This window comes from Lyngbya sp. CCY1209 (genome assembly GCF_035615495.1).
Lineage (GTDB): Bacteria > Cyanobacteriota > Cyanobacteriia > Cyanobacteriales > Microcoleaceae > Limnospira.
On the sequence record NZ_JAJENU010000502.1, the window covers coordinates 1 to 26,490 of the forward strand.

A 26,490-nucleotide genomic window follows, 5' to 3' on the forward strand; every position below is an offset into this window, starting at 1 on the left:
AGGCTTGCGCCCTCTGAAATTGATTCCCAAGCGGTTTGGATATCCAACCCTTATTGGGTGAGGAGGGCGATCGCAGAGGCTTGCCCCCACGATACCGGAACCCCGGCCATCCTCCCCTGGGCATGGCGGCACTCGGAACGGTCGGGACATCGCCGCCACCCGAGATCTCGCACTCACGGGGGATTGACCCGTGCTGACAACTGATAGCTGACCGCTGACAGCTTATCCCCCGGCCCGGGGCGGGTGAAAAAATTTTTTCGGTTCGGGAACTTTTCAGGTGCGCGGATCTACATTACAATCTATAGCAACGAGCGCTCGCGTGGTTACAGTTTAAATGGAAATGGGGTAAGAAACCTTAAAACCCTTATCGAAAAGCCGTTTCAGTTCCCTATTCCCTATTCCCTATTCCCTATTACCCTCTAGCAGCGCTATAGTGATGCAAACCCTGTCCCCTGTCCCTTTGTTCGATTTGGTATGGTAGCGAGCGATTTTAGCCGAGGCAATCAATTTCTGCGGAACCGTCAGTTTGAGGAGGCTGTGGCGGCTTACCGGAGTGCGATCGGCCACAACCCGGATTTTTATCTGGCTCACCACAATTTGGGGGAGGCGCTGGAGCAGTTGGGGCGTTGGGAGGAGGCGATCGGGGCTTATGGGCGATCGGTGGAGTTGAAGCCGGAGGTGGCTTGGTCTCATTTGAATTTGAGCCGGGTTTTGCGGCAGGTGGGACGGGTTGAGGAGGCGGAAAAGGCGGGCGATCGGGCTGTGGCGGTTGAGCCGAAGTTGGTGGGAGTGCGATCGGGAAAAGCGGAAACAACATCGCCTCAAAACGGGACGCAAAATGTGGATATAAAAACCCCGAAAAACTCCGAAAAATTCCGAAAAAAAATTAGCCAGACCGGCTCAAAAAAACTATCAAAAACCTCGTTACAAATTGTCATTCCTTCATTCAATAGGCATCAACTTTTAAGGAGGTTGTTAAAACAAATCAATAGGGAAGCTAGTAACTTTGATATATCAGTCGATGTGTTTGATGATGGCAGCAGAGATCCCGTTGTCGAAGAAGCCCGTAATTACACCCGCCTCAAAAGTTTGACAGTCCACAGATATAAGAATCACGGTAAAAAACGATATTGGCAATTAGTCAATCATATTTTCGAGTATATTTCTCAAAAAAATGTCGATTTTTTTATCTATATGCCAGACGACATAGAAATCTGTTCTGGTTTTTTTCAGAAAGTCATTGACTGTTGGTCTGCAATTTCAGATCCAAAGAAAATAGTATTAAATCTAGGGTTTGATAATCGAACTCAATGTTGGACTCGTTTTGAGCGTGTCAAATATAAGTTTGGCGATGTAGAAGTATTTAAAACTCAATGGGTTGATATGTTGATGCTGTTCGAGAGCAGTTTTTTAGAAGCTCTGAACTATCGCATTGAACCGATCAGCTTATCTCGGTGGCAGAATAACCCAAATTTGTCTTCCGGAGTGGGAAATCAGATATCTGACAAGTTACATCGTTCGGGCTTTTCCCTCTACCAAGTCTCCGAATATCTAGTCTCTCATGGAGATCATGAGAGCATGATGAACCCAGAAGAGCGGCAAATTAATCCTTTGATAATTGCTGATGCTGAAACTCCCAATAATACACAAAGCGATCGCCAAAATGCAAATGGAAAAAACTTGATATTAGATCGGGTCGATGAATATTTGCAGTTAGCCAAATTGAAATCAGAACAAAGACTGTGGTCGGAAGCATTGACTTTATATCAGCAAGTCAATCGTTTTTTGTCCCGTGGTGACGCTTATTTCGGTATGGGAAAAGCCTTGATGGAATTGGGTCGGCACGAAGAAGCGATCGCCGCTTATCAGCAAGCTATTACTTTGGGTTTGTCTGGCGAGAAAAAATCCAACTATTCAGGTTATCCATCAAGTCGTGAGTTGGAGCTTTACAATCAGTTGTTGTTGGACTTGAAAAGCGCAGTAGAATCGCAACCCGAATCGACTTCTATCTGGCAACTGATGGGAGATGTTTTGCTAGAATTAGAGCGCCGTGAAGAGGCTGTTGAAGCCTATCAGCGGGTGATCGATCTCACATCAAACTCAGCTTGGACTTCATCTTGGACTCATTTTAATTTGAGTCGGGCTTTACAGCAGTTAAAATCTGAGGACAAACGGGGGGATATAGTTTTAGTTTTCATCCCGGCTTACAATGCCGAGGCGACAATACGAGACTCCATATATTCCGTATTAAATCAGACTTATAAATTTATCGAAATTATCGCTATTGATGATTGCAGCAGAGATCAAACCTTTGAAATATTAAAGCAAGAGGAAGAAAAAAATATTAATTTTAGAGCAATCCAAACCCCAAAAAATGTTGGCAGTTACAACGCCATCAATTACGGATTATTTGTGTCTAAAAAATTAAACTTCGATTTTTTTACTACGCATGGCGCTGACGATCTAATGTTTCCCGAAAAAATAGAAACCCAATTGAGAGAAATGAAAAAAGGGGATTTTTTGGCTTCTATAACTGGATATGCTCGGGTTGAATATCCAACTAAAAAGCATCTAAAATCTCAAAAAAGGGGCCATTCAATGGTCATTTATTCAAAACAAGTTTTTCAAAATCTGGGGTACTATGATGATACTAGATTTGGAGGAGATACTGAGTATTTTGAAAGATTTATAACTTGTTATGGTACGACCAAAGTACATACTTTGAACCAAGTTCTTACTATAGCCTACTTTAGCCCCAAAAATCAGACGGTCAATAACCCTGACAACTCACAAGCCAGACTGGACTATGTGAGCCAATTTAAACAAGAACATATTAAAAGAAAAAATTTGAATAATTTTTATGTAAAAAACAAATTTATCGATGAAGTAAAGACTAGCATAGCCAATGAAAATAAGCCAACTTCTTTCCGAAAATATTCATTAAATTTTAGTTTTATAGTTTGCGGAATGGCAACATTACCTCAAAGGCAAGATGCTTTGAAAGACACTGTCGAGTCCATCCTGCCTCAAGTTGACAAGTTAATTGTTTATCAAAATGGATACAAAGAAAAATTTGATTTTTTAACTCATGAAAAAATAGAAATCGTGAGTTCATTAGATACAAAAATAGATATGGGCGATGCCGGTAAATTTTATGGTCTCGAAAGTTACGACAACTGTTATTACTTTTCGATTGATGATGATTTGATTTATCCCAGCGATTATGTTGCCACCCTGCTCAGAACTCTGAAAAAATACGATCATAGAGTTATTGTAACTTGTCACGGCCGGATCTTAAAACCCAATCCAAAATCATATTACAAAGATTCTAAAATAATGTATCGATGTTTGGGAAATGTAGAGTCAGAAGAATTCGTTCACTTTGGAGGGACGGGTGTTATGGCATTTCACACAAGTACGATTAAAATTGATTTTAAATATTTTAAAACCTCAAATATGGCGGATATATGGATGGGGTTATATGCCCGAGATAACAATATTCCGATATTGGTTGTCCCTCACAAATCGGGATGGATTCTACACAGCGATAAATTTGACTTGAACACTACCATCTATGAAGAGCATAAAAATAAAGACTATGTTCAAAGAGAACTCATCAAAAATTTTGATGCCGACAAAATCATAGAAATTAAAAAAATAGGAGTTTAATTTCAGGGGATGTGAAACCCATTCGATAATCTTAATTTAGTTTGATTTAAAATCTGACAATTATCATGGAGTAAAATAAATTGCTTGTTTTGGGAATATGCTATACAATAATAGCATCACAACATAAATTGGGAAAACTTACATGATAACTCTCAAGCTTCCACAACTTGACTGTAGGAGCAATCAACCCCAAAGTTTAGTCCTGAATGGTGCTGAACGTGCTTATGTTGCGAAGCTCCTTGCAGAAAATGGTATTGGCAAGTATGAACCGCATACGATGGCAACCGCTCTTTTTCTACTGCGAGATGTCGTCGGCCACCGTGATTTTTTTGATATCGGGGCAAATATCGGGGTTTATTCTTTCTTCTTGGCATCAATTTTAGAACCGGAAGGATTGACCATACACGCTTTTGAACCGACTCCCAACCTGGCGGCAATTGCTCGGAAGATTGGGGAAGATAATGGTTTGTCTTATCGAGTTGAGGAGTTGGCTTTGGGTGGCAGTTGTGGCACGGCTGACTTATATCTCTCTCGGAGAACGGATTCTTCTAATTCATTGCTCAAAGGGTTTAGAGAAAGTATCAAAGCCATCACTGTTCCATTAGAAACGGTTGACAATTATTGTCAAAAAATTGGCTTGATGCCTTCGGTGATTAAAATTGACACGGAAGCGACTGAACCCGATGTTTTACTCGGCTGTAGTGAAACAATTGGCAAAAATAAACCTTGGATAATCTGTGAAGTTTTGGCGGGCAGAACTGAATCAAAGTTGATGGAAGTTATGAAACCTTACGGCTATCAATATTATCATATTAATGATTCTTCATCATGGAAGCCTCAAGCCAAAATTTATGGCGATACTTCTTATCAATATCGTGATTGGTTGTTTGCTCCAGAACCGATTACTCAAGGTTTTGTGGATGAAGTTCATAAGTTGGTCGGGAAAATGATGATTTAGCGCAGATATTTTCCTTGATTTCAAATTATAAAGATTATCCATGATGGCGAGTTATATCGAACAAGCAAATCAAAAGTTGTCGGCTGGGAAGGTAGAGGAGGCGCTTTACTTATATCGTCAAGCCATCGAAAACAATCCGGGATTTTGTTGGCATCATCATTATCTGGGGGAGGCACTAGCTCGAAATGGAATTTGGGAAGAAGCAGTGGCAGCTTACCAAGCTGCTATCGAGCTGAATCCGTCCTCAGCTTGGTCTCATTATCGGCTGGGACAGGCTTTTTTGGCTTTGGGAAAAGTGGAAGTGGCTCTCGCATCTTACTCTCAGGCTGTTGAGTACAATCCCAATAGTCATTTGTTTCAAAAGACTTTGGCGGATACTTTGGCTCGACAGGGTGAGACTGAAATCGCAGCGGTAGCTTACAGAAAGTCGCTGCAACTTGAGCCCAATCAAGCGGAAGTAGAAAAAAAGCTATATGATTTAGCTAGAATTCACTTGCTGGCTCAAAAATATGATTTGGCGATCAAAAATTGTCTATCTATTCTGGAAAAGAATGCTGGGTTGGCTGATATCATTCCGATTTTGGGTGAAGCTTATACCTCGAAGGGTGAACTCGAACAAGGAGACGCTTTTTTAAAGGTCACTCCCTATCTGCGACGTTTAGTTTGTCGTCCGGTGGTGCAAAAATTATGGGGCAATATTGTCGAAGGTCAGTTTCAAAATTGGGATAACTCCCAACTCTCCGATCGCCAAAAAATACACAAAATAGTTATATATACTTGCGTCTGGAGCAGGCCCGAGTTGACCCGGGTTGTTTTATCTCATTATTCCGATCTTCAAAAACAGTTGTCTGGTAAAATTCAACTGGAATTATTGGCGGTTGGTTCGGAGGGTGAAACATCTCGGCAGGTTTGTGAGTCTTGTGGATTTGATTATTTGGAGCATCCGAATTTACCTTTGAGTGCCAAGTGGGAATATGGCTTAAATCGGTGCGCTGATTACGATCCTGATGCGGTGATTATTGTGGGCTCCGATGATATTGTGTCTCGGGGATTGATTGAGTTTTACGATCAAAAGTTGCGGGAAGGGTTAGTTTTTGTGGGGATTAAGGATGGATATTTTTGGGATGTGATGAGTGGTCAAATGATGTGGTGGAAGGGATACGGCAGACTAGATACTCGAAGGTTTGGAGAGACGATTGGCATGGCCAGGTGTTTGGCTAGACCGTTGCTCGATCGATTGAATTTTAGTGCCTGGAAGGGGTTGCAAATTAACAAGCGACTTGATAGAATTGTAACCCAGAAGCTATTAGATTTGGGCTTGCAAATTCTCGACCATGAGAATTTGATTCCAGTTGAGAATGATTCAAAAATTCTAAAAATCGGTCATTGTGGATTTTGGATGCAGGAAATCGAGGGCTTTGCTGTGGACATTAAAACTTCAGAAAATATCACACCTTTTAGTTTGTTAAAGAAGATGAAAAATCAAACGATTTTGTCTCGGGAAGAGTCGGCAAAAATCATGTCCAAACACCTGCCAAAATCGACCATTGCAAAAATTAACTCGATCGCCCAAAATTCTCAACTATAATATTCAATTATTTTATGCCGTCCAACCACTTTAAAAATGCCAATACTCTCGTCCTCAACGGTCAATTAAAAGAGGCTGTCGATTCCTATCGTCTGGCTATTCGGGAAAATCCTGATTTTTATATTTATTACGAAAATTTGGCGAATGCTCTCGCCGAAATGGGTGATGTGGAGGCGGCAATAATTGCTTATCGTGATGCCATATCAGTTAATTCTAAGGCAGTGTGGTCTCTTTATAGCTTGGGAAAATTGCTGTCAGAACGGGGAAGTTGTGAGGAGGGAGTTTTGTATTTGGAAAAGGCGATCGCCATTCACCCCGAGTCTTTTCATTATAACTCTTTGGGCATAGCTTTGGGAAAATTGGGGCGGAGCGGTGAGGCAGAGGTGGCTTTGCAGAAAGCATTGGATATGGGATCTTCCTGTTTTGATGCTTATTTACAGTTGGCTCAGTTGAAGTCCAGACAGAAACTTTGGTCTGAGGCATTGGTTTTTTATCGTCAAGCTGTCAGTCATCGTCCGAGTGCCGACGGTTATTTTGGCATGGGTAAAGTCTTCATGGAGTTGAGTCAGTGGGAAGATGCGATCGCCAGTTATCGTTCGGGGATTGGATTGAATCCTACAGTGGCAGAAGCTTATTACGATTTGGGGATGATTCTGGGAAAGTTGGGAAGGTGGGAAGATGCTGTTCTTGAGTATCAAAAGGCGAGAAACATCGCCCCTCATTCTCTAGATATCAATCTACAGTTGGGGGAAATCTTACAACGGTTGGGCAAACTTTCCGAGGCAGAAAGTTGTTATCGTCGTTGTTTGCAGATAGAGCCTCAACAGGTTGAAGTTCAAAAAAGACTGGAAGCTTTATCATTATTATCGCGTCAGGCGAAGACTTCTGGGCAATCAAAAGAACAGAAAAAAACACAGAGTTCTTTATTATCGCGTCAGGTGAAGACTTATGGACAATCAGAAGAACAGAAAAAAACACAGAGTTCTTTTTCTGTCGAACTTGAAGTTGGAGAGAAAATTGTTAAGCAAGCTCAAGCTCATCTCCGAAAACAGGAATACGATCAGGCGATCGCGCAATGTTCTTCCCTGCTAAATGGTTGTCCGATTTTCAAAGATGTTTTTCCGTTGTTGGCGGAAGCTTTCATCAAGCGGGGAAAATCTTTGGAGGGGAACAACTTTTTGCAAGTCGTTCAAGATGTACGCCGATTGATTGCCATTCCTAACGTCCAAAAAATTTGGGGAAAGACGATCGCGGACTTGACAGATTCAATGATTAATGATAAGCTAAATGGAATTTCCCCATCCAAGGTCAATACAATCGTCATTCTGACTTGTGTCTGGAAGCGTCCCGAATTGACTCGGGTTGTTCTTTCTTACTACTCCATCTTAAAGCGAGAGTTATCTGGTTCAATTGAATTGAAGCTTTTGGCTGTGGGTTCTGAGGGTAAGCAGTCGCGCCAACTTTGCGAGTCCTGCGGTTTCGATTATGTTGAGTATCAGAACCAGCCTTTGAGTGATAAGTGGGAATATGGCATTAATAGGTGTCGAGACTATAATCCTGATGCGGTGATCATTGTGGGTTCTGATGATTTAATTTCTCAAAGCTTAATTGAGTTTTACGATCGCAAGTTGAAGGAGGGTTTAGTTTTTTGCGGAATTACGGATGCTTATTTTTTTGATTTACAAACCGAAAAGATGATACACTGGGTTGGGTACACCAGCCAGGTGGATGCCGTCAGGTTGGGAGAAACTACGGGGATGGGTCGATGTTTATCCAAGCCATTGCTAGAGCGACTGGATTTTAGTATTTGGCGGAATTTGAACAAAGACCGAAACTTGGATGGGGCTATGACTCAAAAGTTATATCAGGTTGGTTTGGAATTGTTGGATGAGGAACATTCTGTTTTAGCGCAGGTGGGCGATTGCACTTTGAAAGTTGGGCATTGTGGGTTTAAGTTGGCTGATATTAATGCTATGGCGGTAGATATTAAGTTTGCTGAGAATTTGACTAATTTTCATCGTTATGGCAAGTGGAATTCTAATTCTATAGTACCTCAACTTAATTCTTGGAATCTTATAGAAAAAAATTTTCCTCATCCCATTATTGATCAATTAAAAGAGTTGATACTCACGACAAGAAAGATTCTGCATATAGAAGAAAGCCAAGAATTTACTGTGCCTCCATCTTCTAATATCTTAGAATTATCAGAAGGTGATCAATCTTTTTTAGAACAAGTAATATCCGTTAATTCATTACAAGCTAATGAAACTTTCTCTGAAATTATTTTTCATTCATTTAAAAATTTAAAGAGTCCGAATAATCAAGATTTTCAACAAGGTATTGATCTGTTAAAACGATCAAAATATGAAGACGCTTTAAAATTGTTTGAAAAGCTTGTAGAGCAAGATTCTCATTATATTTTCTATTACTACTTGGGAGAGTGCTTGAGTGAGTTAGGTAAATGGAAAGAGGCTGTTGATGCTTATCAAGAAGCAAATAATCTGAATCCTAAGTTTGTAAATAGTTATGCTAAGTGCGGTGATGTTTTTATGAAGTTGGGGCAGTGGGATAATGCAAAGAATCAATTTTATCAAGCTGTGTGTGCTTTACTCTAATGAGTCTTATAGGAAATCAAATGAAAATTCTTACAATTTTAGGGGCTAGACCTCAATTTATAAAATCTGCTGTTGTTTCAAGTGAACTCAAAAAAATAGGTCTGTGTGAAGAAATAATTGTGCATACAGGTCAACATTATGATGACAATATGTCAAATATTTTCTTTGAGCAATTATCCCTGCAATCTCCCAAGTATAATTTGGGAGTAGGTTCTGGTACTCATGGGTATCAAACTGGAATGATGATGATCAGATTAGAGGAAGTTATTTTAGAGGAAAAGCCAACAGCGATTATTGTTTACGGAGATACAAATTCAACTTTAGCGGGAAGTCTAGTTGCCGCTAAATTACAAATTAAATCTATTCATGTTGAAGCCGGTTTACGTTCATGGAATAGAAGTATGCCAGAAGAAATCAATCGGGTAGTATCCGATCATCTTGCAGATATCTTATTTTCTCCAACTGAAACATCAGTGACTAATTTAATAAATGAGGGAATTAGTAAAACTAAAATAGAGTTGGTGGGGGATGTCATGTATGATGTTTTTTTACGGCAAGAATCCCTATCAAAAAACTTGAATAATGCACTTGAAAAGCATAACCTTAAAAGAGGTGACTATATTTTAGCAACCTTGCATCGAGCAGAAAATACTGATAATTTAGATAGGTTGAAAGCTATTATTACAGCATTGGATATGCTGGGTCAAAAGTTTCAAGTTATTGTGCCTCTGCACCCGAGAACTTTAACTAAGCTCAAGGCTAATTTATTAGTTGAAAATTATCGTCATGTGAGCATAATAGAACCAGTGGGGTACTTAGAGATGTATGAACTAGAAGCTAATTCTAGGTTGATTTGTACTGATTCGGGAGGGGTTCAAAAAGAAGCATACTTTCATAGAGTTCCCTGTGTTACTTACCGCAACGAGACTGAGTGGATTGAGCTTGTAAGTTCAGGTTGGAACTATTTAGTAGAACCTACTGATGCCGAGAGTATTTATAGAACTTTTTTAAAAGCTCTTGAAACTCAGACAGCCTCTTTGCCTACAATTAATTATGGTGGAGGTAAAGCATCTGAAGAAATTGCAAAAAAGATTGTTTCATATAAGTTTGGTTAAATCAAGCCAATTGAGATTAAGTTGAATACAATATCATCCGGTAAAAAAATATGAAAACTTTGATGATTGTATTAAATAGTGTTAGTAATGACAATCGTGTACTCAAATCTGCTCATAGTTTGGAGAGCTTGAAACATAAGATAGAAATATATGGAATGTCCGGTGATAAAGAATTAAAAACAAAGCCGATTTTAAAAAGAATTAGTAATTGGCCAGTTCGTTTATTCCCAAACCCTGGTTATTTCTTGAGCGGAGTTAAGTCAAGAGTAGACAGGTGGAAATTTATGGTTGACTATTTTATGACTTCCATGTTGGTTTATGCAGAACAAATGAGTCCAGAAATAGTTTATACTCACGACTATAATACTATTTTAATTGGGAAAAAAATTGTCAATAGCTTAAGATCGCAAGGCAAATTTGTATACTGGATTCACGATTTACATGAGTACGTTAGGGGCTTAACAACAACAGATGATGAAATCCGTCAGTTGGCACTTGAACACGAGAGTGAGTGCATACATAAACCTGATTGTTTGATTACTGTATCGCCAATGTTGTCACGAAAGTTGACTCAAGAGTATCGTTTGTCAAATCCTCCTAAAGTTTTAATTAATGCTCCGAAATATAGTACATTTAACCCACATTATGAACCGACTGTGAGGCAAGTAGTTGGCTTAGAAAAAGATGTACCTTTGATAGTGTACGTTGGTGGTGTTGCTAGAGCCAGAGGTTTACATACCGTTGTTGATGCTCTACCAAAACTTCCTGGAGTTCATCTGGTGCTAGTCACTAATAATCAGGGTGATTACATAGAATCTTTGAAGTCAAGTGCCGAAAGTTATCAATGTTCAGACAGGTTACATATTATACCTTATGTCCCTCCAGAAATGGTTTCAAGTTTTGTCAGAGATGCGACTGTTGCTATTCACCCGATGATTCATTATCCAAATGCTGAAATTGCATTACCCAATAAGTTATTTGAGTATATGCACAGTGGTGTACCTATAGTGGTTAGTAATTGTGATTCTATGGGAAGGTTTGTTCGCAAGTGGAAAGTTGGTGAAGTTTTTGAAGCTGAGAATATTGACCATCTTGCTAATGTCATAAAATGTTTAATTGATAACCGAGATGCTTATGTCAGGCATATTCAGGAATTTTCTATGTTGAATCAATATTTTTCTTGGGAAAATCAGGATAGTTTTTTCAACATAGTTAATCAAGATATTCAAAAAAAATATCAACTTTTTAGACAACCAGATGGCTCTGATATTGTTCAAAATAGCAGGGAAAATTTAGATGATTTATCCAACGATTTATTTGATATATTTTACGACGCATCGTTGACTAATTCTTTGTTTTATAAATACTATTATTGTTGTGGTCAAGCTCAATTAAATGAAGGCAAATCTACGGAGGCAGAGCAATCATTTTACCTGGCATCTAAGTTTAAATATTCCTCAAACTTAGAGGATTTAACATAATCTGTTTTATGGAAATTCTTTGACAATACTCATCCTTTTTAGTTCTAAGTAGAGTAGTAACCCATGCGTCAGATGAAGACTATCTCTAAAAAATACTTGCTTGCTATCGTTCAGGTTAAGATTAATATTGGCTAAACGTTCTAAGCATATTTTTGCTAAGTAGTAACACATACTATTCCAATATTCGGGGTTTTTTACGTTCTTTGATGAGGCTAATAAGGTTGCCACTAATAAACTTTCTCCTAAAGACCAGTTTCTCGCAGGTTTATCCATAAAATAAAATAAATTGCCACTGTCGCTATCTAAGAGATATCTCATGCTTTGAAAGTTGTAATTGGTGGTTTTAGCATTATTGATATTTTTGATATCTATTACGTCAATTACTTTATCCCAATACATGAACGGTGACAATGCTTTTATTGCTATTGACTCAATGGAGTTAATGCTGGAGAGTGTCAGTAATGAGTAAATAATATAAGCGTTATGCAGTAAATCTATTCTTGAGTTGGATTCTGAGTAAGGAAAACCGTAGTTTTTATGTGACTTAGAAATGATCCAATTTGCAATAGGATGAAAATCTTTGCTGGCATTTTGATCCGCTATAGATTGATATAAGTATAAGCTTTTGGCCCACATAGCGATAGAGTTATAAACAATATCATTCAGATTGTTACTAAAAGCTGGTACATAAAATTTATGGCTTTCATGTTTGATCTCATGCTTCTCAAAGTTAAGCAACTCTGAGGCTAACTTAGCCTGGATATTGCTAATAATCTCTTGGGAATCAGTGAATACATAGTTGGACAAAAAGCCCAGTAAAATAATTGAGTTGGTGATAACATAGTATTCATTGCTGTCTAAATCTTTATACTTAAAATTCAGTCCCCATAGAGTTCGATCGCTTTTTAAAGAACGTAAGCATTGCGTTAACAGTTTGACGCTATCAGAGAGTAATTTATTGTGCTGACTCGTGCTAATTAACTCGCTTCTTCGCATAGAGGCTATACAAGACAGATATTTGCCCTCTGCCATAGGATGATAAGCGACTTCCTCGTAATAAAAGTCAGAACTATTACCTTGAGCCAATCTATACATTTCTATATGATGCTCACAGTGATACCTAATTAAAGCTAAAAAACTTAATTTGCTAGTATTTATAGGAGTTTGATTGGAATTGTCTGACTTATTGTTCTCCTCACTCTTGACATTTTCAGGTGACTTATTCTTCCATTTCAACAATTGAGTATGATAAGTTTCAGCTTCTTCAAAACGATTTTGTTGATTCAGACAATCAATTAAGCTCTCATAGGCTAATTGGTGATTAGGGTTAAATTTAATTGCTTTTTTTAAGCTGGCGATCGCTGCATAATAATTAGCTTGTTGTACTAAAGCTCTACCCAGTTCGTAATAAGCTTCAGCAAATTTAGGATCGATTTTCAGAGCCAGATGGTAGTTGTATTTTGCACGATCATATTTTTTTTGCTGGAAAAGCACTTTTCCCAACTCAAAATAAGATTCAATAGTAGATGAGTTTTGCTCAATAGCTTTCTCAAATTCATATACAGCTTCATCTAATTCATTATTTTCAGCTAAAGCTTGTGCTAATAGATGGTGTGATAAATGGTTATTATAATTGAGCTTGGCGTTTTTTCGATACAAGGAGATTGCTTCGTTTAAATTGCCTGATTTCTGGTAATATTTAGCCAACTCTAGTAAATTATAATTTTTCATATTATAAAACCATAGATTTTGAAATAGAAATAATACTCAATTTAATTAAAAAAAATTTAATTTTACTTATAGGTTGCTATTTTGAACGTTGAGCAATTGTCCAAAAGAACTTACCTCGATCTGATGGAAGTAGATTGATCAAGCTCTTTTCTAGCTTTATACAATCTGTTAAAGAGTTCTGAATTTCTGAACTAGCGTTTGGGAAATTCTGATTCCATTCTGGTGGTAACAGATCGACTAAAAAACGATAGCCACGAATTTCAGCTATACTCAAATTACATTGATTGAATAGAGTTTGTATTTCGTCAGTAGAGTACAAATTTCTGACTCTTTGGTTTGGCAATTGAGTAACTGCATTCATCTCAACAGGATGTTCTTTGTTGATCGATGATACAATTAGCGTTCCACCCACACAAAGCGCTGAAGATATTCTATTTAAAGCAAGATTAATGTCCTTGAGATAATTAATGGTTGCTCCCAAACAGATAACGTAGTCAAAATCCTGAAGATTATTAGGTAAACTATGTATGTTCCCCAAAACCCAATGAATTGTACTGTCTCCATACCTATCTTGTCCAACTGATATCATCTGAGGGGAAATATCTACTGCCGTTAGGTCACACTTTAAACCAAGCAGAGCTTTCAATTCTCTTCCTCCCCCAGAACCCAAAACGAGGCATTTGGAATTTGGTTTGACCAACTCAAGAAGCCAGGAATTTTCGATCTCGTTCGTCATCCTTTGTATCGGATATGTCTCCCAAATATTAAAGTATTCCTTGGCAAGTAAATCATTAGCTTTAGATTCATGATGTTCATTAATTTTAATTTCTACCCATGTACTTTGCTCCTGTAAAGCCAAATTTTTCATTCCTTTTGTACATAAGTGCCACCGTTGTATTTTCTCGTATGGAGCATCAAATACATTAACCATATCCACATCAAAATATTTGCCAAGTATTTGATGATAATCCAATTCGCCTAAAGATCTGTAACCACCTACACGATATTCTTGAAAAGCATCTTTTCCATAATATTCTGTGATTTGCTCAACATCGGTGCGTTCTATGGTTGTTAGGCCTAGATTTAGCATTTCCACATTCAAGAACACACCACTGGGCTTGAGTACGCGATGAATTTCTGATAAAGCAGCATTTAAGTCATAAACGCAGTTCAAAACACAGCTTGCATAGACAGCATCATAAGTGTCACTATTAATCTCTGGCATGGCGCAAATATCAGCCAAAATATCGGGTTTCACCTGCGGTCTTATATCTATGGTGTCTATTGATAAACCTTCAATTGCGCCTAAAAACCTGCGCTCGCTACCAGAAGGTGAAATTAACAACATTTTTTGGTGCTTGAGGTTGACATTAAGTAAACCACTATTATAGGCTTTAGCAAACGTGCGGACGCGCTCGCTGGAACCACATGAGGGGCAAGAGCGTGGTTTCCCTTTGTGTAACTTGAAATCAGCTACAGGCGCACCGCAAATAATACATTTACTCTCGTCCGAATTAATTGATGATTCAGCTTTCAAGCTACTTGTGCATTCCTCATCAAACCAAGTTTTATCTGAGCTACTCAATAGACCAACTGAATTTTTGACGATTTGAGAAACTTTTTCGCTATCTAAACCTTCTCCACCCAATCCTAGCGCCCCAGTCCAAGACATGGAGCCAAAGTGAATACATAAACCACTCTTTGAAGATTTTCTAAAAGCTGCAAAAGCCCCAATTTTTCCATTTGGAGAATTTTCTCCACAGCAGTATCCAATTAAGTAGAACTCCGAAAACGAACGAAGAGCCGTTCTGTCCAAAACCGGAATTCCATCTGAGTATTTTTCTATCGGTATCCCATCAAAAGCGGTGCTAGGTAATCTAATCTTATCGCCCGCTTTGAGTCCAGTTCCATCAAATAGTTTGGAGTTATTAAGAATAGTGAAATCACCATATCCGGGATCGGACTCATGGGGCTTATAATTTAAAAAACCACCATCAAAAGGATTAGGCCCGATGGAATTCAAAACTGGATAAGCATCGCCCGTCCCTTTCCAGTGTTTGTTCGGAGACTTAATTCGGTATTGATCGCCACAGTTTACTGACTCTGCTTCAACATACATTGTTTCTCCTGACAAAAATATCGCAGAACCAGCAGCCTGAATGAAATTATCTAAACCTATTCTGGCTCTTCTTGTCCAATACTCGCTTCGACCGATTATAATCACTAGCTTAGACAACTTAAGAACATGGTGTTCTCTGAGACAATCATCACCAACAAAGCTAATTTTATTTTTTTCGGTGAAAGTTTCTACACTCCATTTAGTGAAACCTTCCATCCACATACTTTTTGTTGCAATCGGTGTACTTATGGGGCGGCGAGCAGAAAAAGGATGACGCCTTTCTCCTGATAAATAAGATTGAGTATAAGCATTGTACCCAAACATAGTGTTAAAGAAATGCATAGTTGTCAAAGGAACGACAACTGTTAAATTATTAGGTTCAAATGTTCTCGAAACAAAAAAAGCATACTTGCCATCTATGTAATAGATGCCACCTGCCATTTCTTGAGGAATTGTTACAATCCCAATAGATTGATAGCTTGTGCCATATTCAGGATTGCAACTTTGCCCTTCAATCCGTTCGGGAGGGTTGACAAGCTCAATTTCCAAGATAGCAGCAAGCTCCATCGCTCCATCCAGTATCGAAAGCTTCACTGCTCTAGAACTAGAGATGTTTGTATAAACACGATAATCTAAACCTGCCTCAACAACGTGACCATCAAAAAAGACCCACTCATCTTTTTGCAAGATGTCGCACTTCTCGATTTTATCTACATGATTAATAGATAGTTGGATGAAGTTGTTTTTTTTCATTGATCTGCCTCCTCATCAAATAATAAGACCAGTTTGCCTGTATCTTCCTGAAGTTTTACAATGCCACCTGCTTTAAATGTAAAACATATCAATGTATCTTTTCCCACATGACGTACTTTGACTTCATAATTGGAATGGCTAGGGGTATTAAATTCTTGCTCCACAGCTATTGTAAACCCTTCTATATCAGTCTTTGAATTATTTTTTAGTATGGTTTTTTCATCTCTATCAAAGAGAATTTCAACTTGTTCTAATGCAACCCAGTAAGCCAATATCTTACCAATGGTACTTGCGTGAATTTTCCCTTCAGAAATACGATTGTGAATGCGTTTCAAAACTGTATCAAAAAATGCACTTGAACGTGCAGTTCCATCATCAGCAATTTTCAGGTACTGTAAAAAAGAATATGGTTTCTCATATAAGGCACCTGGATAAGTGTGATTGATACAGACACCGTGTTCATTGATTAATGAATCCAACTCTTGTTCTGAGTATCCCTTTAAACTACCTCCACGAGTAGATATCCACGAGATTAAATCACCTGTTTCTGTCGAATGCCTCCAGTAAAGCGGTGTATGACACCAGTCTCCTAAGCGAATTTGCTGGGAATTAATTGTAATCCCCTCATCTACCGTCATATCCTCAGAGCCAGTTTGCCAAAAATACTGAAATCCAAAGTCCTTCCATATTTTTGCCATGTAGTACGGGGATTGTTGTTTAGCACCCTGTCCTGAAAGACCACAATGAATTGCCAGGGGACTATGATCGATCCACGTCTGGCTTTGAAAATTATCAGAAAAGTATTCTACAGTTTCTTTTGCAGCCTTGGGTAGAGCATTATCAGGTTGAGGTGCATGGGGGCAAATTTCATAACCTAGCTTCGCTAACTTAAAACAGAAATCCTGAAAATACAAATCATCGAGCATTGACGAAGTTGTATAAGGAAAAGCTTTGCTACAAGGTAATTTACTTGGATTCGCATAGTACACAGATTTGGTTACAGGAATTCCCCACCGGACAAAACCACCAATAGCATCTTTCGCGTCTATAATATCTGAGCGACCAAAGTAGGCAGCTCGATGAGTATTGATACAGGTTCTATCTGCGTGTTCAGTCCAAAGCAGTAATGCCTCAGAGCAAAAGGGTATATGCATTAAACGTGGAAGTATTGCAGGCGGTTTTCCAAGTCGAAGCGAAAACTGTGAGATGCTTGCATCCTTGTCATTTCGATGGCTTGTTGAATGATTCTCAGTAATGTTAACCATCACACCTTTCCGTAACTCTGGTTCTAAATGATTGTAAAACCTATGATCTCTATAGTCATCAAGATTTACCGCCAAGTCAAAATCTGCTCCGTCAACCATAAAGTCAACAACCCTTATGTAGACCCTACCAACACCAGTTGCAGAATATGAGTGTGGTGAGACTGAAATAAATAACTCTTCACATTCAAAGACTCGATCAAAGTAAAAGTTATCAACAACACTATCAGAAGCGCACTGAAAGGTTATTTTTGCTTCCCCTTCCTTGACGGATACAGTTACTGATTTTGGTTTTGAGTCAAGGTTATACCAGCATATTTTTAGTCCACAGACCTTGGTGACACTAGCGAATTGAGAAGAAAACTGTACATCTTCAAAATTGTAACTAACTGCCGACGCATAATACTTTGGATGGATATCTGGAGTCGCAGCGAAGACATCGTGAGGAGGGTTGAAAAATTTACTGATTGACCTGAGCTTAAATTGAGCCGATGGACGATATACACTTAAAGAAGAAATTTCGGGAACATGATAAATATGCAAACCCACATCATTTCCTTCCCCAAATAATGCTCCTTGTTTATCAACATTATAGTAACGCTGAAATATTTTTGAGTCGATTTTCCTGTTTTTTCGATAAACTTTGCATAAAGAAGGAAGGTCATTCCAAACAAGGCGCTCGTTAATAACATCAAGAGACTTTAAAAACTTCCTGTTTGCGGTAACAGAAACCTCTTGACTGTGATGCTCAAATGAAAACTTTATGCTTACAGCTATTTGATCACTGTGACCTTTAATAATCCAGGTACAAGACTCATCTAGAATATCAGCTTGAGTTTTTTCAAACTGTGTAATTTCCGCAACAGCACGCTTCCATATAAACACTCCTCTCTCTGTCAAAAGCGCATTTTCTTTAGGTAAGGTATCAATACGAATGCGGGTTTGATCGATTTCAACAACATTAGCTGTATGCACCACTGGAAAATTTGCCCGCCCAGACTGAAATTCATTACGAATTTCAATCGTGTCGCCTACCTGAAGGTTATCAGTAGTATCTAATTCTATCCAATAATCTTTTATTCCGTAGTAAACTCTGTAAATTGTTGCATATTCGCATACATAAGAGGCTAAACGGCAAATCTTTTTTAAACTTTGCTTACTGCGAAAAACAACCTTACCTTCTTCTAACGTTGCACAATAGTAGTCCGTCTGAAATTCTTCACTGACGTTAATGTTGCTCATTTTTTTTACTCGTGCTCGTTCTAGCATAGAGGAAGCAGTTGTCGAACTAGGGTTAATCTCAATAGCTTGAAGTAGATTTTTAATAGCTTCATCTAATTTGTTTTGAAGAATTAAAATTTCTCCGACTTTGATATAAGCCCAATAAAACGTGGGATTTCTTTTGATGATATTATAATAAAGGTCAAGAGCCAAAGTTAGCTCTCCTTGTCGCTGTAAACCACTTGCTTTTTTGATTATGCTGTTTGAAATCATTTTCAATTTACCATTCTTAGACTATGTTAATAAAATTAATTTATATCAATTCTTAATAATTGATTCTCCTTATATTGACAGAATTTACTCATAACAGGTACGTTACCAACTATCATCATCTACATATCCAAATTGTTCTAAATATTTTTGAGCTTTATCTTTAAATATAATCTTTTCTTGTTCATTCATCTCTGTTTTCCACTTTCCTCTACCATCAAAAATTGGCTGATTAATTTGCCAGTTTCTCAATTGGGTATGTACAGCTTGACCAATATGAGTTTCAGGTTTTTGGATTTGCTCGCCGTACCAAAACCTGGGTGTCTTATGATAATCAAGCATACTTGAAGTATAGTCTTCTTGTAAAAATTCACACACATCTTTTAAAGTTGTTGCTGGATTGACAACTAAACTTTCATATTTGACTACTTTCACTCTATAATCATTCCAATATTGAAGACCTGCTAAATTATCATAAATCCATCGGTCAACCATTGTAGAGAAAACACCATTCGGTTGTCTTGCTTTCAAAGAACAAGCAACATCTCTGCCATCTCTTAGCATTAATATAAATTGCGCTTCTGGTCTATATAAAGATAGTTGTCCAATCTGAAAGATGTGGGTGGGCGTTTTTTCAACCCAACACTTTTTGCCTACTTCTCGACATTTTCTATCCCACTGATGAAGAGTAGCTCTTATTTCACAATCACTTTTCATAAAAAGATTACTTTCTTTAGGGATAGGGTGAAGCGAGGGATGAGAACTCAAAATCGCCAGCATAATTGAAGTTCCACTATGACCACAACCGACTATAAAAATAGGGTTTTTAACCATGTCTTTTGAACTGCATGGCTTAATGAATAAGGAATTATGGTAACGCTTAACTTCATCGGGATTAATCTGAATAGCGTGTGTGTAACATGATCTCGATTCATTAAAACTTCCCATTTGAGCTTTGGCATTTCCAAGATTTTGATAATACCAAGCTGAATGAGGGCTGATTGCAATGGCTTTCTGAAAACAAGTGATTGACTGGCTGATTTCACCTTTTTCTAATAACACTTCTCCTAGTTTATTCTGAGCTTCTGGAGATAAAGAATTCAGATGAATCGCCTGTTGTAAAGAATTGATAGCTTCGTCAAAGCGTTTTTGCCTGAAATATACTTTCCCCAAGTTATAACGAAGCCAAAAACAGTTGGGATAAAGTTTTACAGCTTTCTGGAGAACAAAAATAGCAATGTAAAAAGAACCAAGTTGATGTAAAAGCCGATCAAAACTATTATTTAAAGTATCAAGATTTGGCTTTCGTTTTAAAGCTTTTTTCATAAAATCAGAACCGCTTCATCAAATTAACCTTGCCACCTGAGTTGATTGGCTTTTTTGCTCAAACGCTTTTGAGACATATGAGATCAATATTTTAAATTGAATGAAAAAACAAGCATTTTACATCTTCCTCAGTTTCTCGAACCCGATTGCATCTTAATCTAATCCTTCTCTCAATACACCAACCACCTTCTCAATCACTTCCTCCTCCAACTCCGGCCAAATCGGTAAACTCAACACCTCCTGCGCCGCCAAATCGCTCACCGGACAAGCCTCATATTGACCTTTATAAACAGGTAACTGATCCTGTGGCACAGGATAATAGATCATAGTCCCAATCCCCTGCTCTGCCAAATACGCCTTCAACCCATCGCGCTTTCCGCCAGTCACCCGAACCGTGTACTGATGAAACACATGACCCTCAGCCAAACCCGGAGTCACCACACCCTCCACATCCGCCAATAACCGATTATACACCTCAGCCACCCGACGCCGACCCTGATTCCACTTATCAATATAGTGCAGCTTCACCCGCAACACCGCCGCCTGAATCGTATCCAACCGGGAATTATACCCCACAACCTCATTATGATACTTTTTCTTCGCTCCATGAATTCGCAGCATCCGAGCCACCTCAGCCACCCACTCATCATCGGTGACAATCATCCCCCCATCACCATAACCCCCCAAATTCTTAGACGGGAAAAAGGAAAAAGCCCCCACATCACCAATCGTACCCGTCGCCTTACCACTAATCGCCTCCCGTGTCTGTTCCTGACAAACACAATCCAACTGACACTGACCCGCATACCTCGCCCCAAAAGACTGGGCGCAATCCTCAATCACCTTTAAACCATGTTCCTGGGCAATCTCCCTAATTTGTCCCATCGCCGCAGGTTGTCCATACAAATGCACAGGCATAATCGCCTTAGTCCGAGAAGTAATCTTATCCCGAATCTGCTGGGGGTCAATGTTGTAGGTACTCCCGTCAATATCAGCAAACACCACCTTCGCCCCGACGTTATTAATCGATTCCGCCGTCGCAAAAAAAGAAAAAGGAGTGGTAATCACCTCATCCCCTTCTCCAATTCCCGCAGCCCGCAAACCAATCACCAAGGCATCCGTACCGGAATTCACCCCAATGGCATACTTAACCCCCAGATAAGCCGCCACCTCCCGTTCAAATTCCTTAACATCAGGCCCCATAATAAATTGACTCGACTCAATCACCCGATTGATAGCCGCCTGAATCTCCCCCTTAATACTTTCGTATTGTGGTTTTAAATCCAAAACAGGAATCTTAGTCTGACTCATTTTAAACAAATCTCCTCACTCTAAACTTGTTCAATTTCCACAGCCGAAATCTTTCGATATTTCACGCCAATCGAATCAACGGCGTACCCCTCAGCATCAAACTCCAACACATCCCCGTAGGCGCTCATCCAACCGATGAGTTTTGCAGGTACTCCCGCCACCATCCCGTAAGCCGGAACATCCTTCGTCACCACCGCCCCCGCAGCAACAAAAGCGCACTCATGCAGCGTTATTCCGCAAACAATCGTGGCATTCGCCCCAATACTCGCCCCCCGTTTAATTACAGTCGTTAAATAATCATCACTGGTATTGCGGGGAAACTCAGAACGGGGGGTTTTAATATTAGTAAACACCATACTAGGGCCACAAAACACATAATCTTCTAGAATCACCCCCTCATAGAGAGAAACGTTATTCTGAATTTTGCACCCATTCCCGATCGCCACATTGTTAGCCACGAAAACATTTTGCCCAAAGGAACAATTCCGGCCGATCTTAGCCTTGCCCATTATATGACAAAAATGCCAGATTTTAGTTCCCGCCCCCACATCGGCACCCTCGTCCACACAAGCCGACTCGTGGACAAAATAATCAGCCATTCAACAACTCCGTCGCCTTGTCCAAAATTTCCACCACGGCCACCCCATTCCAACCGTCCGACAGGGGACGCCGCCGACTTTTCACGCAGTCCAAGAAATGCTGACACTCGATCCTCAACGGCTGAGAATCCGCCACTTCCACCACCTCGCTGCCATCATCTCGATTATTCAAATCCCCATCAACCCCCTTATCATAAATCGTGATTTTTTGCAACACCTCGTCGTAAACCAACATCTGCCGGTCCCCAATCACCACCGTATCCCGAGCCAACACCGGCCAATACCAAGAACAGTGGACGTGGGCCGTCTGGCCCCCGGCAAAATTCAGATCGACGTGGACGTTATCCTCGACCCCGGGCTGCAACATGGCGTGACCGCCCGCCGCCACCCCCTGCAACTGCGGTTTTCCCAACAACTCCAAAATCACCGAAACATCATGGGGGGCAAACGACCACCAAACATTTTCCTCGCGCCGCACCCGACCCAACTTGAGCCGTCGAGTCGCCACGTGCAGCACATTTCCCGCCTTGCCCGTCGCCAAATAATCTCGCATCCAATCGATGGCGGGCTGATACAGCAGCAAATGACCCACCATCAAAATTCGAGATTCCCTATCCGCAAACGTCGCCAAATGCCGCGCCTCATCGGTTCGCAGCGTCATCGGCTTTTCCACAAACACATCCTTGCCCGCCTCCAAAGCCATCATCGCCAACTCATAGTGACTCGGGGCGGGGGTCGCCAAAACCAACGCCGGCACATCCGTCGTCAGGGCTTGCTGATAATCTTCATAAATCGACATCCCCGGATAAGTGGCGGCCACCTCTTCCCGCAAGCTGGGGTTGACTTCCACAACGCCCGCCAACGCCCCCAACTCGTGAAAATTTCGAGCCAAGTTTCGCCCCCACTTGCCCGCACCAACAACAATTACCTGAGTCACAGTAAAATCACCTTTTCCTGATTGCAGTCCAAATGTCGAGTCACACCCCGAGTATCGAGAACGGCACGGGCCTTCTCCACCAAATTGACATAATCAATCCGAGTATGATCGGTTGCAATTAACACCAAATCTGCGTCTGCAATTGTTTCATCCGTCAAGTCCACCGAAGACAACTCATGGCCGCCGACGGGCAGATCGGCAACATAAGGGTCATGGTACACCACCTCGACCCCATCTTTCAACAAAAACTCGATCACCTCAACGGCCGGCGACTCCCGCCAGTCTCCCAAGTCTTTTTTATAAGCCGCTCCCACCACGAGGATCTTCGCCCGACTGGGTGCAATCCCCCTCTGATTCAGAACGCGCCAAGTTTTCTCCCGGACAAACTGCGGCATCTTGCGATTGATCTCTCCCGCCAATGCAATAAAGTGGGTATTGAAATTAAATTCCTTAGCCTTCCACTCCAAATAGTGGGGGTCGAGGGGAATGCAGTGGCCGCCCACCCCCGGCCCCGGATAAAAGGGCATGATGCCAAAGGGCTTGGTATTCGCCGCATCCAACACTTCCCAGACATTCAACTCCAAGCGATCGCACAAGATGGCCAACTCGTTAACCAACGCAATGTTGACCGCCCTAAACGTATTTTCAAAAACCTTGACCAACTCGGCCGCCTTGGCACTGCCGACCGGAACGACGTGAAGGATCGTCTGTTGATAAAATAAAATTGCAATTTCTAAAGAGAGCGGATCGGAAGCCCCCACAACTTTATTCGTATTCCGAGTTGTATATCGCTTGTTGCCGGGATCGACCCTTTCGGGAGAGTAGGCGAGAAAAAAATCTTTCCCCTGTTCGAGTCCGCTCACTTGCTCCAAAATCGGCTTCATCACCTCATCTGTCGTCCCCGGATAGGTCGTAGACTCCAGCGTAATGAGTTGTCCGGGCCGCAAACGCTTGGCAACTTCCGCCGTCACACTCTCGATATAACTCAAATTGGGTGTCAAATTTTTCGTCAGCGGTGTCGGCACGCAGATCACGATCACATCCGCTTCCGATACCCGATCGAAATCAGTAAAAGCTGTTAACTTTCCCTCGCCGACCACCAACTTTAACTCTTCATCCTTGACATCCCCGATATAATTCTGACTCCGGTTCACTTGTTCGGCCCGGGCCGGGCTCTGCTCGATGCCCATCACCCGAAACCCAACCTTTGCCTTTTCGACGGCAAAAGGTAAGCCGACATACCCCAATCCCACAACTGACACGATCGCCTCATGGGTTTTAATTTTATCCTTTAGCTTGTCCGAACAATCCATTTCCCGTTTCCTGTAATTTTATTTAGCAATTGGCAATCCGACCATCTTATCTCAAAAACCAACCCCACCAAAGCGCCCCCGTGTTCAGCATTGTTTATCCTCCCGTAAACAAAAGATAAATTTTCTCGATTTGACTGGCGGTGAAAAAATGCCGGGTAAACTTGGAATTCAAACACGCTTCCAAATATTTGTCGGGCAACTTCATATTTTTCATCACTGACACAACTTGCATCTCATCAGACTCGTCGCCCCATCTCAAACTTTCGACCCCCAAAAACATCGAAACGATCCTTTCTTTTTCAGACGGACTGATTTCATCTTGTAAAATCAAAACGTGATGATTTTGACGGAGATAAGTCTTCCACCCTAAAATCGAAAAAGGAGATGAGTAAGCATCAAACTGAAGGTCATTTTTCAATTTATCATCCAACCATTTGATGGCACAAAGCGGATCTGAATTGACCAAATTGACACACAGTTTTTTCCAATCCAATCCCTCTATCTGGCCCTCAGAAAGTTCTGAATAACACCCGTTCATCTGTCGCAACAAAAACATGATATTAGATGCGATCGGATTTTTGATGACGACAATCATTTTGACCCGATCCCCAATTTTAAAGATGGGGATTTCCGGATTTTGCAGACTTGAACCGGGAAAATTAACCGAAAACTTATCCGTATAATTTTTGATTAAATTGGACATCGAATTGGCGCTCCGACCATCCATACCCCAAATCAATAACTGGTTTGATTTTGTGGGAGATTCTAAAAAAACAGATTTGGGAATAGAACAGCCGAAGTCTTGTTCTTCCAAAATCAAATCTTGCAAAGAAACAGTTTGATTTGCCAACTGACTTTCAAAAAACGGATTTTCAAGCGTTTGCAGAAGTAGATTTGCTTTCCGATGCCGGGGAACACGAGACAACAAGTGGTTCAAGGTGGCGATCGCCTCGGCTTGTTTTCCACTCTTCCCCAACGCAACAGCCTTTCCATAAAGCAATCCCAACAGATCTGGCCTGAAACTAATGCACTGTTCAAATAACCGGACTGCTTCTTCATGTTCTTGATTTTTCAAACTATCTATTGCGCGATTTCTGAGTCCGTGAAAATACTTCCTTCCACTCAATCGATGCTTGTCGATAATGTGTTCTGCCCGAAAATCGCGTTCAACCGAAGGTGGATGTTTTAAAGGAAAGCCCACGGATTCTGTTGGCAAGTTGGCAATTTCATCGACTTCCCAGGTCGTGTGAGCCGCTTCGGAGCCGAAACCAATATTAGTAATCAAATTATAATTCGAGTTGACCGAAAGCCCTCGATTGGCAAAGCACGCAAAACTCCAAGCCCATCCCCACGAATTAAAGCCATTATAAATCAGATCGAATATTGTTTCCCAGTATTTCGTAGCTCGTTCGGACTGAAGCAGATCCTTGAGCCAGCTCGTTTTCCGAAGTTCCGGCCACAGCTTTAAACTGCCATCATACAACTGCCAAGCTCTCCGCCAAGTTGCCCAACCACAGTAAAAACTGTAGCACGAAAAAAAATAACTGTACTCTGGAGATTTATAACCGTGGGTATTTTCTCCGATAATCTGCATCACCCGGCCATCATCCCGATACCGTTCCAACAACTCCTGACAAAACCAAAAAAAACTCGGGTCGGGAATGCAATCATCCTCCAAAATAATCGCCTCCTCCACCAACCCAAACACCCAATCCAACCCGCTGGAAACCCGCTCCTTGCAGCCCAAATTGACATCGGAATAGTTCGTCAACACCCGACAATCCCAATCCACCCCCCCGACAATCCGCCGCGTTTGGGCACACTTTCGGGCCTCCGCCGCATCGCCCGCCCTCGGGCCGTCGGCAATCACCAGCAGTTGGGACGGCTTCACCCGCCGAATCACGTCAAACACCCTCCGCGTCGTGTCCGGACGCCGGAAGATAATCAAAACAACGGGTGTCGTCAGCGATTCCGATGGGGCCATGAGCGCTGGGGGTTGACAGGATGGGTGCGACGCTCTCGATTATACAGGCAAGATGCCCGTGCTACACGAAGAGCGTGAGTTTAGCAGGAATCGCCGTTCGGTTTAACGGAACAAAGCGTTCGGTTATCCGCACTTGACAATTTTTTAAAAATATGTAATGGAGCGCCGGCTGAGTTACAGGAGTCAATATCCGGTGCGATCGCGCTTCTGTTGGGACAGCTTCACCCGCCGCATCACA

15 protein-coding genes are annotated in these 26,490 nt (G+C 40.8%); 6 read left to right on the top strand and 9 right to left on the bottom strand.

Going from position 1 to position 26,490, the window contains the following annotated elements:
* The first annotated feature begins 474 nt into the window (after positions 1-474).
* From LKE08_RS16140 to LKE08_RS16165, 6 genes are all read left to right on the top strand, one after another.
* The gene (locus LKE08_RS16140; protein WP_324705271.1) at positions 475-3,669 is read left to right on the top strand and encodes a glycosyltransferase; all 3,195 of its coding nucleotides are present in this window, start codon (positions 475-477) and stop codon (positions 3,667-3,669) included.
* 142 nt (positions 3,670-3,811) lie between these two features.
* Complete coding sequence (locus tag LKE08_RS16145; protein ID WP_324705272.1) at positions 3,812-4,627, top strand: FkbM family methyltransferase; 816 nt, start codon at positions 3,812-3,814, stop codon at positions 4,625-4,627.
* Positions 4,628-4,667: 40 nt separating this feature from the next.
* Positions 4,668-6,215 carry a tetratricopeptide repeat protein gene (locus LKE08_RS16150; protein ID WP_324705273.1) on the top strand — a complete coding sequence of 516 codons (1,548 nt, stop codon included), beginning with the start codon at positions 4,668-4,670 and terminating at the stop codon, positions 6,213-6,215.
* 14 nt (positions 6,216-6,229) lie between these two features.
* The gene (locus tag LKE08_RS16155; protein ID WP_324705274.1) at positions 6,230-8,830 is read left to right on the top strand and encodes a tetratricopeptide repeat protein; all 2,601 of its coding nucleotides are present in this window, start codon (positions 6,230-6,232) and stop codon (positions 8,828-8,830) included.
* Between the two features lie 20 nt (positions 8,831-8,850).
* Positions 8,851-9,945 carry a non-hydrolyzing UDP-N-acetylglucosamine 2-epimerase gene (gene wecB, locus LKE08_RS16160; protein ID WP_324705275.1) on the top strand — a complete coding sequence of 365 codons (1,095 nt, stop codon included), beginning with the start codon at positions 8,851-8,853 and terminating at the stop codon, positions 9,943-9,945.
* A gap of 50 nt (positions 9,946-9,995) precedes the next feature.
* Positions 9,996-11,426 (top strand): glycosyltransferase family 4 protein, encoded by a 1,431-nt coding sequence (locus LKE08_RS16165; protein ID WP_324705276.1) that lies wholly within the window; start codon positions 9,996-9,998, stop codon positions 11,424-11,426.
* A gap of 6 nt (positions 11,427-11,432) precedes the next feature.
* Here the strand turns inward: LKE08_RS16165 and LKE08_RS16170 are convergent, their stop codons facing one another.
* The 9 genes from LKE08_RS16170 to LKE08_RS16210 all read right to left on the bottom strand — a co-directional run bounded on the left by LKE08_RS16170 (position 11,433) and on the right by LKE08_RS16210 (position 25,976).
* Positions 11,433-13,157, bottom strand: a complete 1,725-nt coding sequence (locus tag LKE08_RS16170) for a tetratricopeptide repeat protein (protein WP_324705277.1) — start codon at positions 13,155-13,157, stop codon at positions 11,433-11,435.
* Between the two features lie 76 nt (positions 13,158-13,233).
* Positions 13,234-16,029: a methyltransferase domain-containing protein gene (locus LKE08_RS16175; protein ID WP_324705278.1), complete on the bottom strand. Its 2,796-nt coding sequence runs from the start codon at positions 16,027-16,029 to the stop codon at positions 13,234-13,236.
* A complete protein-coding gene (locus LKE08_RS16180) occupies positions 16,026-18,785 on the bottom strand; it encodes a tetratricopeptide repeat protein (RefSeq protein ID WP_324705279.1) in 2,760 nt (919 codons plus the stop codon). The genes LKE08_RS16175 and LKE08_RS16180 overlap by 4 nt, the downstream gene beginning before the upstream one ends.
* Positions 18,786-18,887: 102 nt before the next feature.
* Positions 18,888-20,108: a tetratricopeptide repeat protein gene (locus tag LKE08_RS16185; protein WP_324705280.1), complete on the bottom strand. Its 1,221-nt coding sequence runs from the start codon at positions 20,106-20,108 to the stop codon at positions 18,888-18,890.
* Between the two features lie 153 nt (positions 20,109-20,261).
* Complete coding sequence (locus LKE08_RS16190; RefSeq protein WP_324705281.1) at positions 20,262-21,419, bottom strand: DegT/DnrJ/EryC1/StrS family aminotransferase; 1,158 nt, start codon at positions 21,417-21,419, stop codon at positions 20,262-20,264.
* 20 nt (positions 21,420-21,439) lie between these two features.
* Entirely contained in the window at positions 21,440-22,018 is a 579-nt protein-coding gene (locus tag LKE08_RS16195) for an acyltransferase (RefSeq protein WP_324705282.1), read from the bottom strand.
* Entirely contained in the window at positions 22,011-22,955 is a 945-nt protein-coding gene (locus LKE08_RS16200; RefSeq protein WP_324705283.1) for a Gfo/Idh/MocA family oxidoreductase, read from the bottom strand. The genes LKE08_RS16195 and LKE08_RS16200 overlap by 8 nt, the downstream gene beginning before the upstream one ends.
* The gene (locus LKE08_RS16205) at positions 22,952-24,268 is read right to left on the bottom strand and encodes a nucleotide sugar dehydrogenase (protein ID WP_324705284.1); all 1,317 of its coding nucleotides are present in this window, start codon (positions 24,266-24,268) and stop codon (positions 22,952-22,954) included. The genes LKE08_RS16200 and LKE08_RS16205 overlap by 4 nt, the downstream gene beginning before the upstream one ends.
* A gap of 94 nt (positions 24,269-24,362) precedes the next feature.
* Entirely contained in the window at positions 24,363-25,976 is a 1,614-nt protein-coding gene (locus LKE08_RS16210) for a hypothetical protein (RefSeq protein WP_324705285.1), read from the bottom strand.
* Positions 25,977-26,490: the final 514 nt, after the last annotated feature.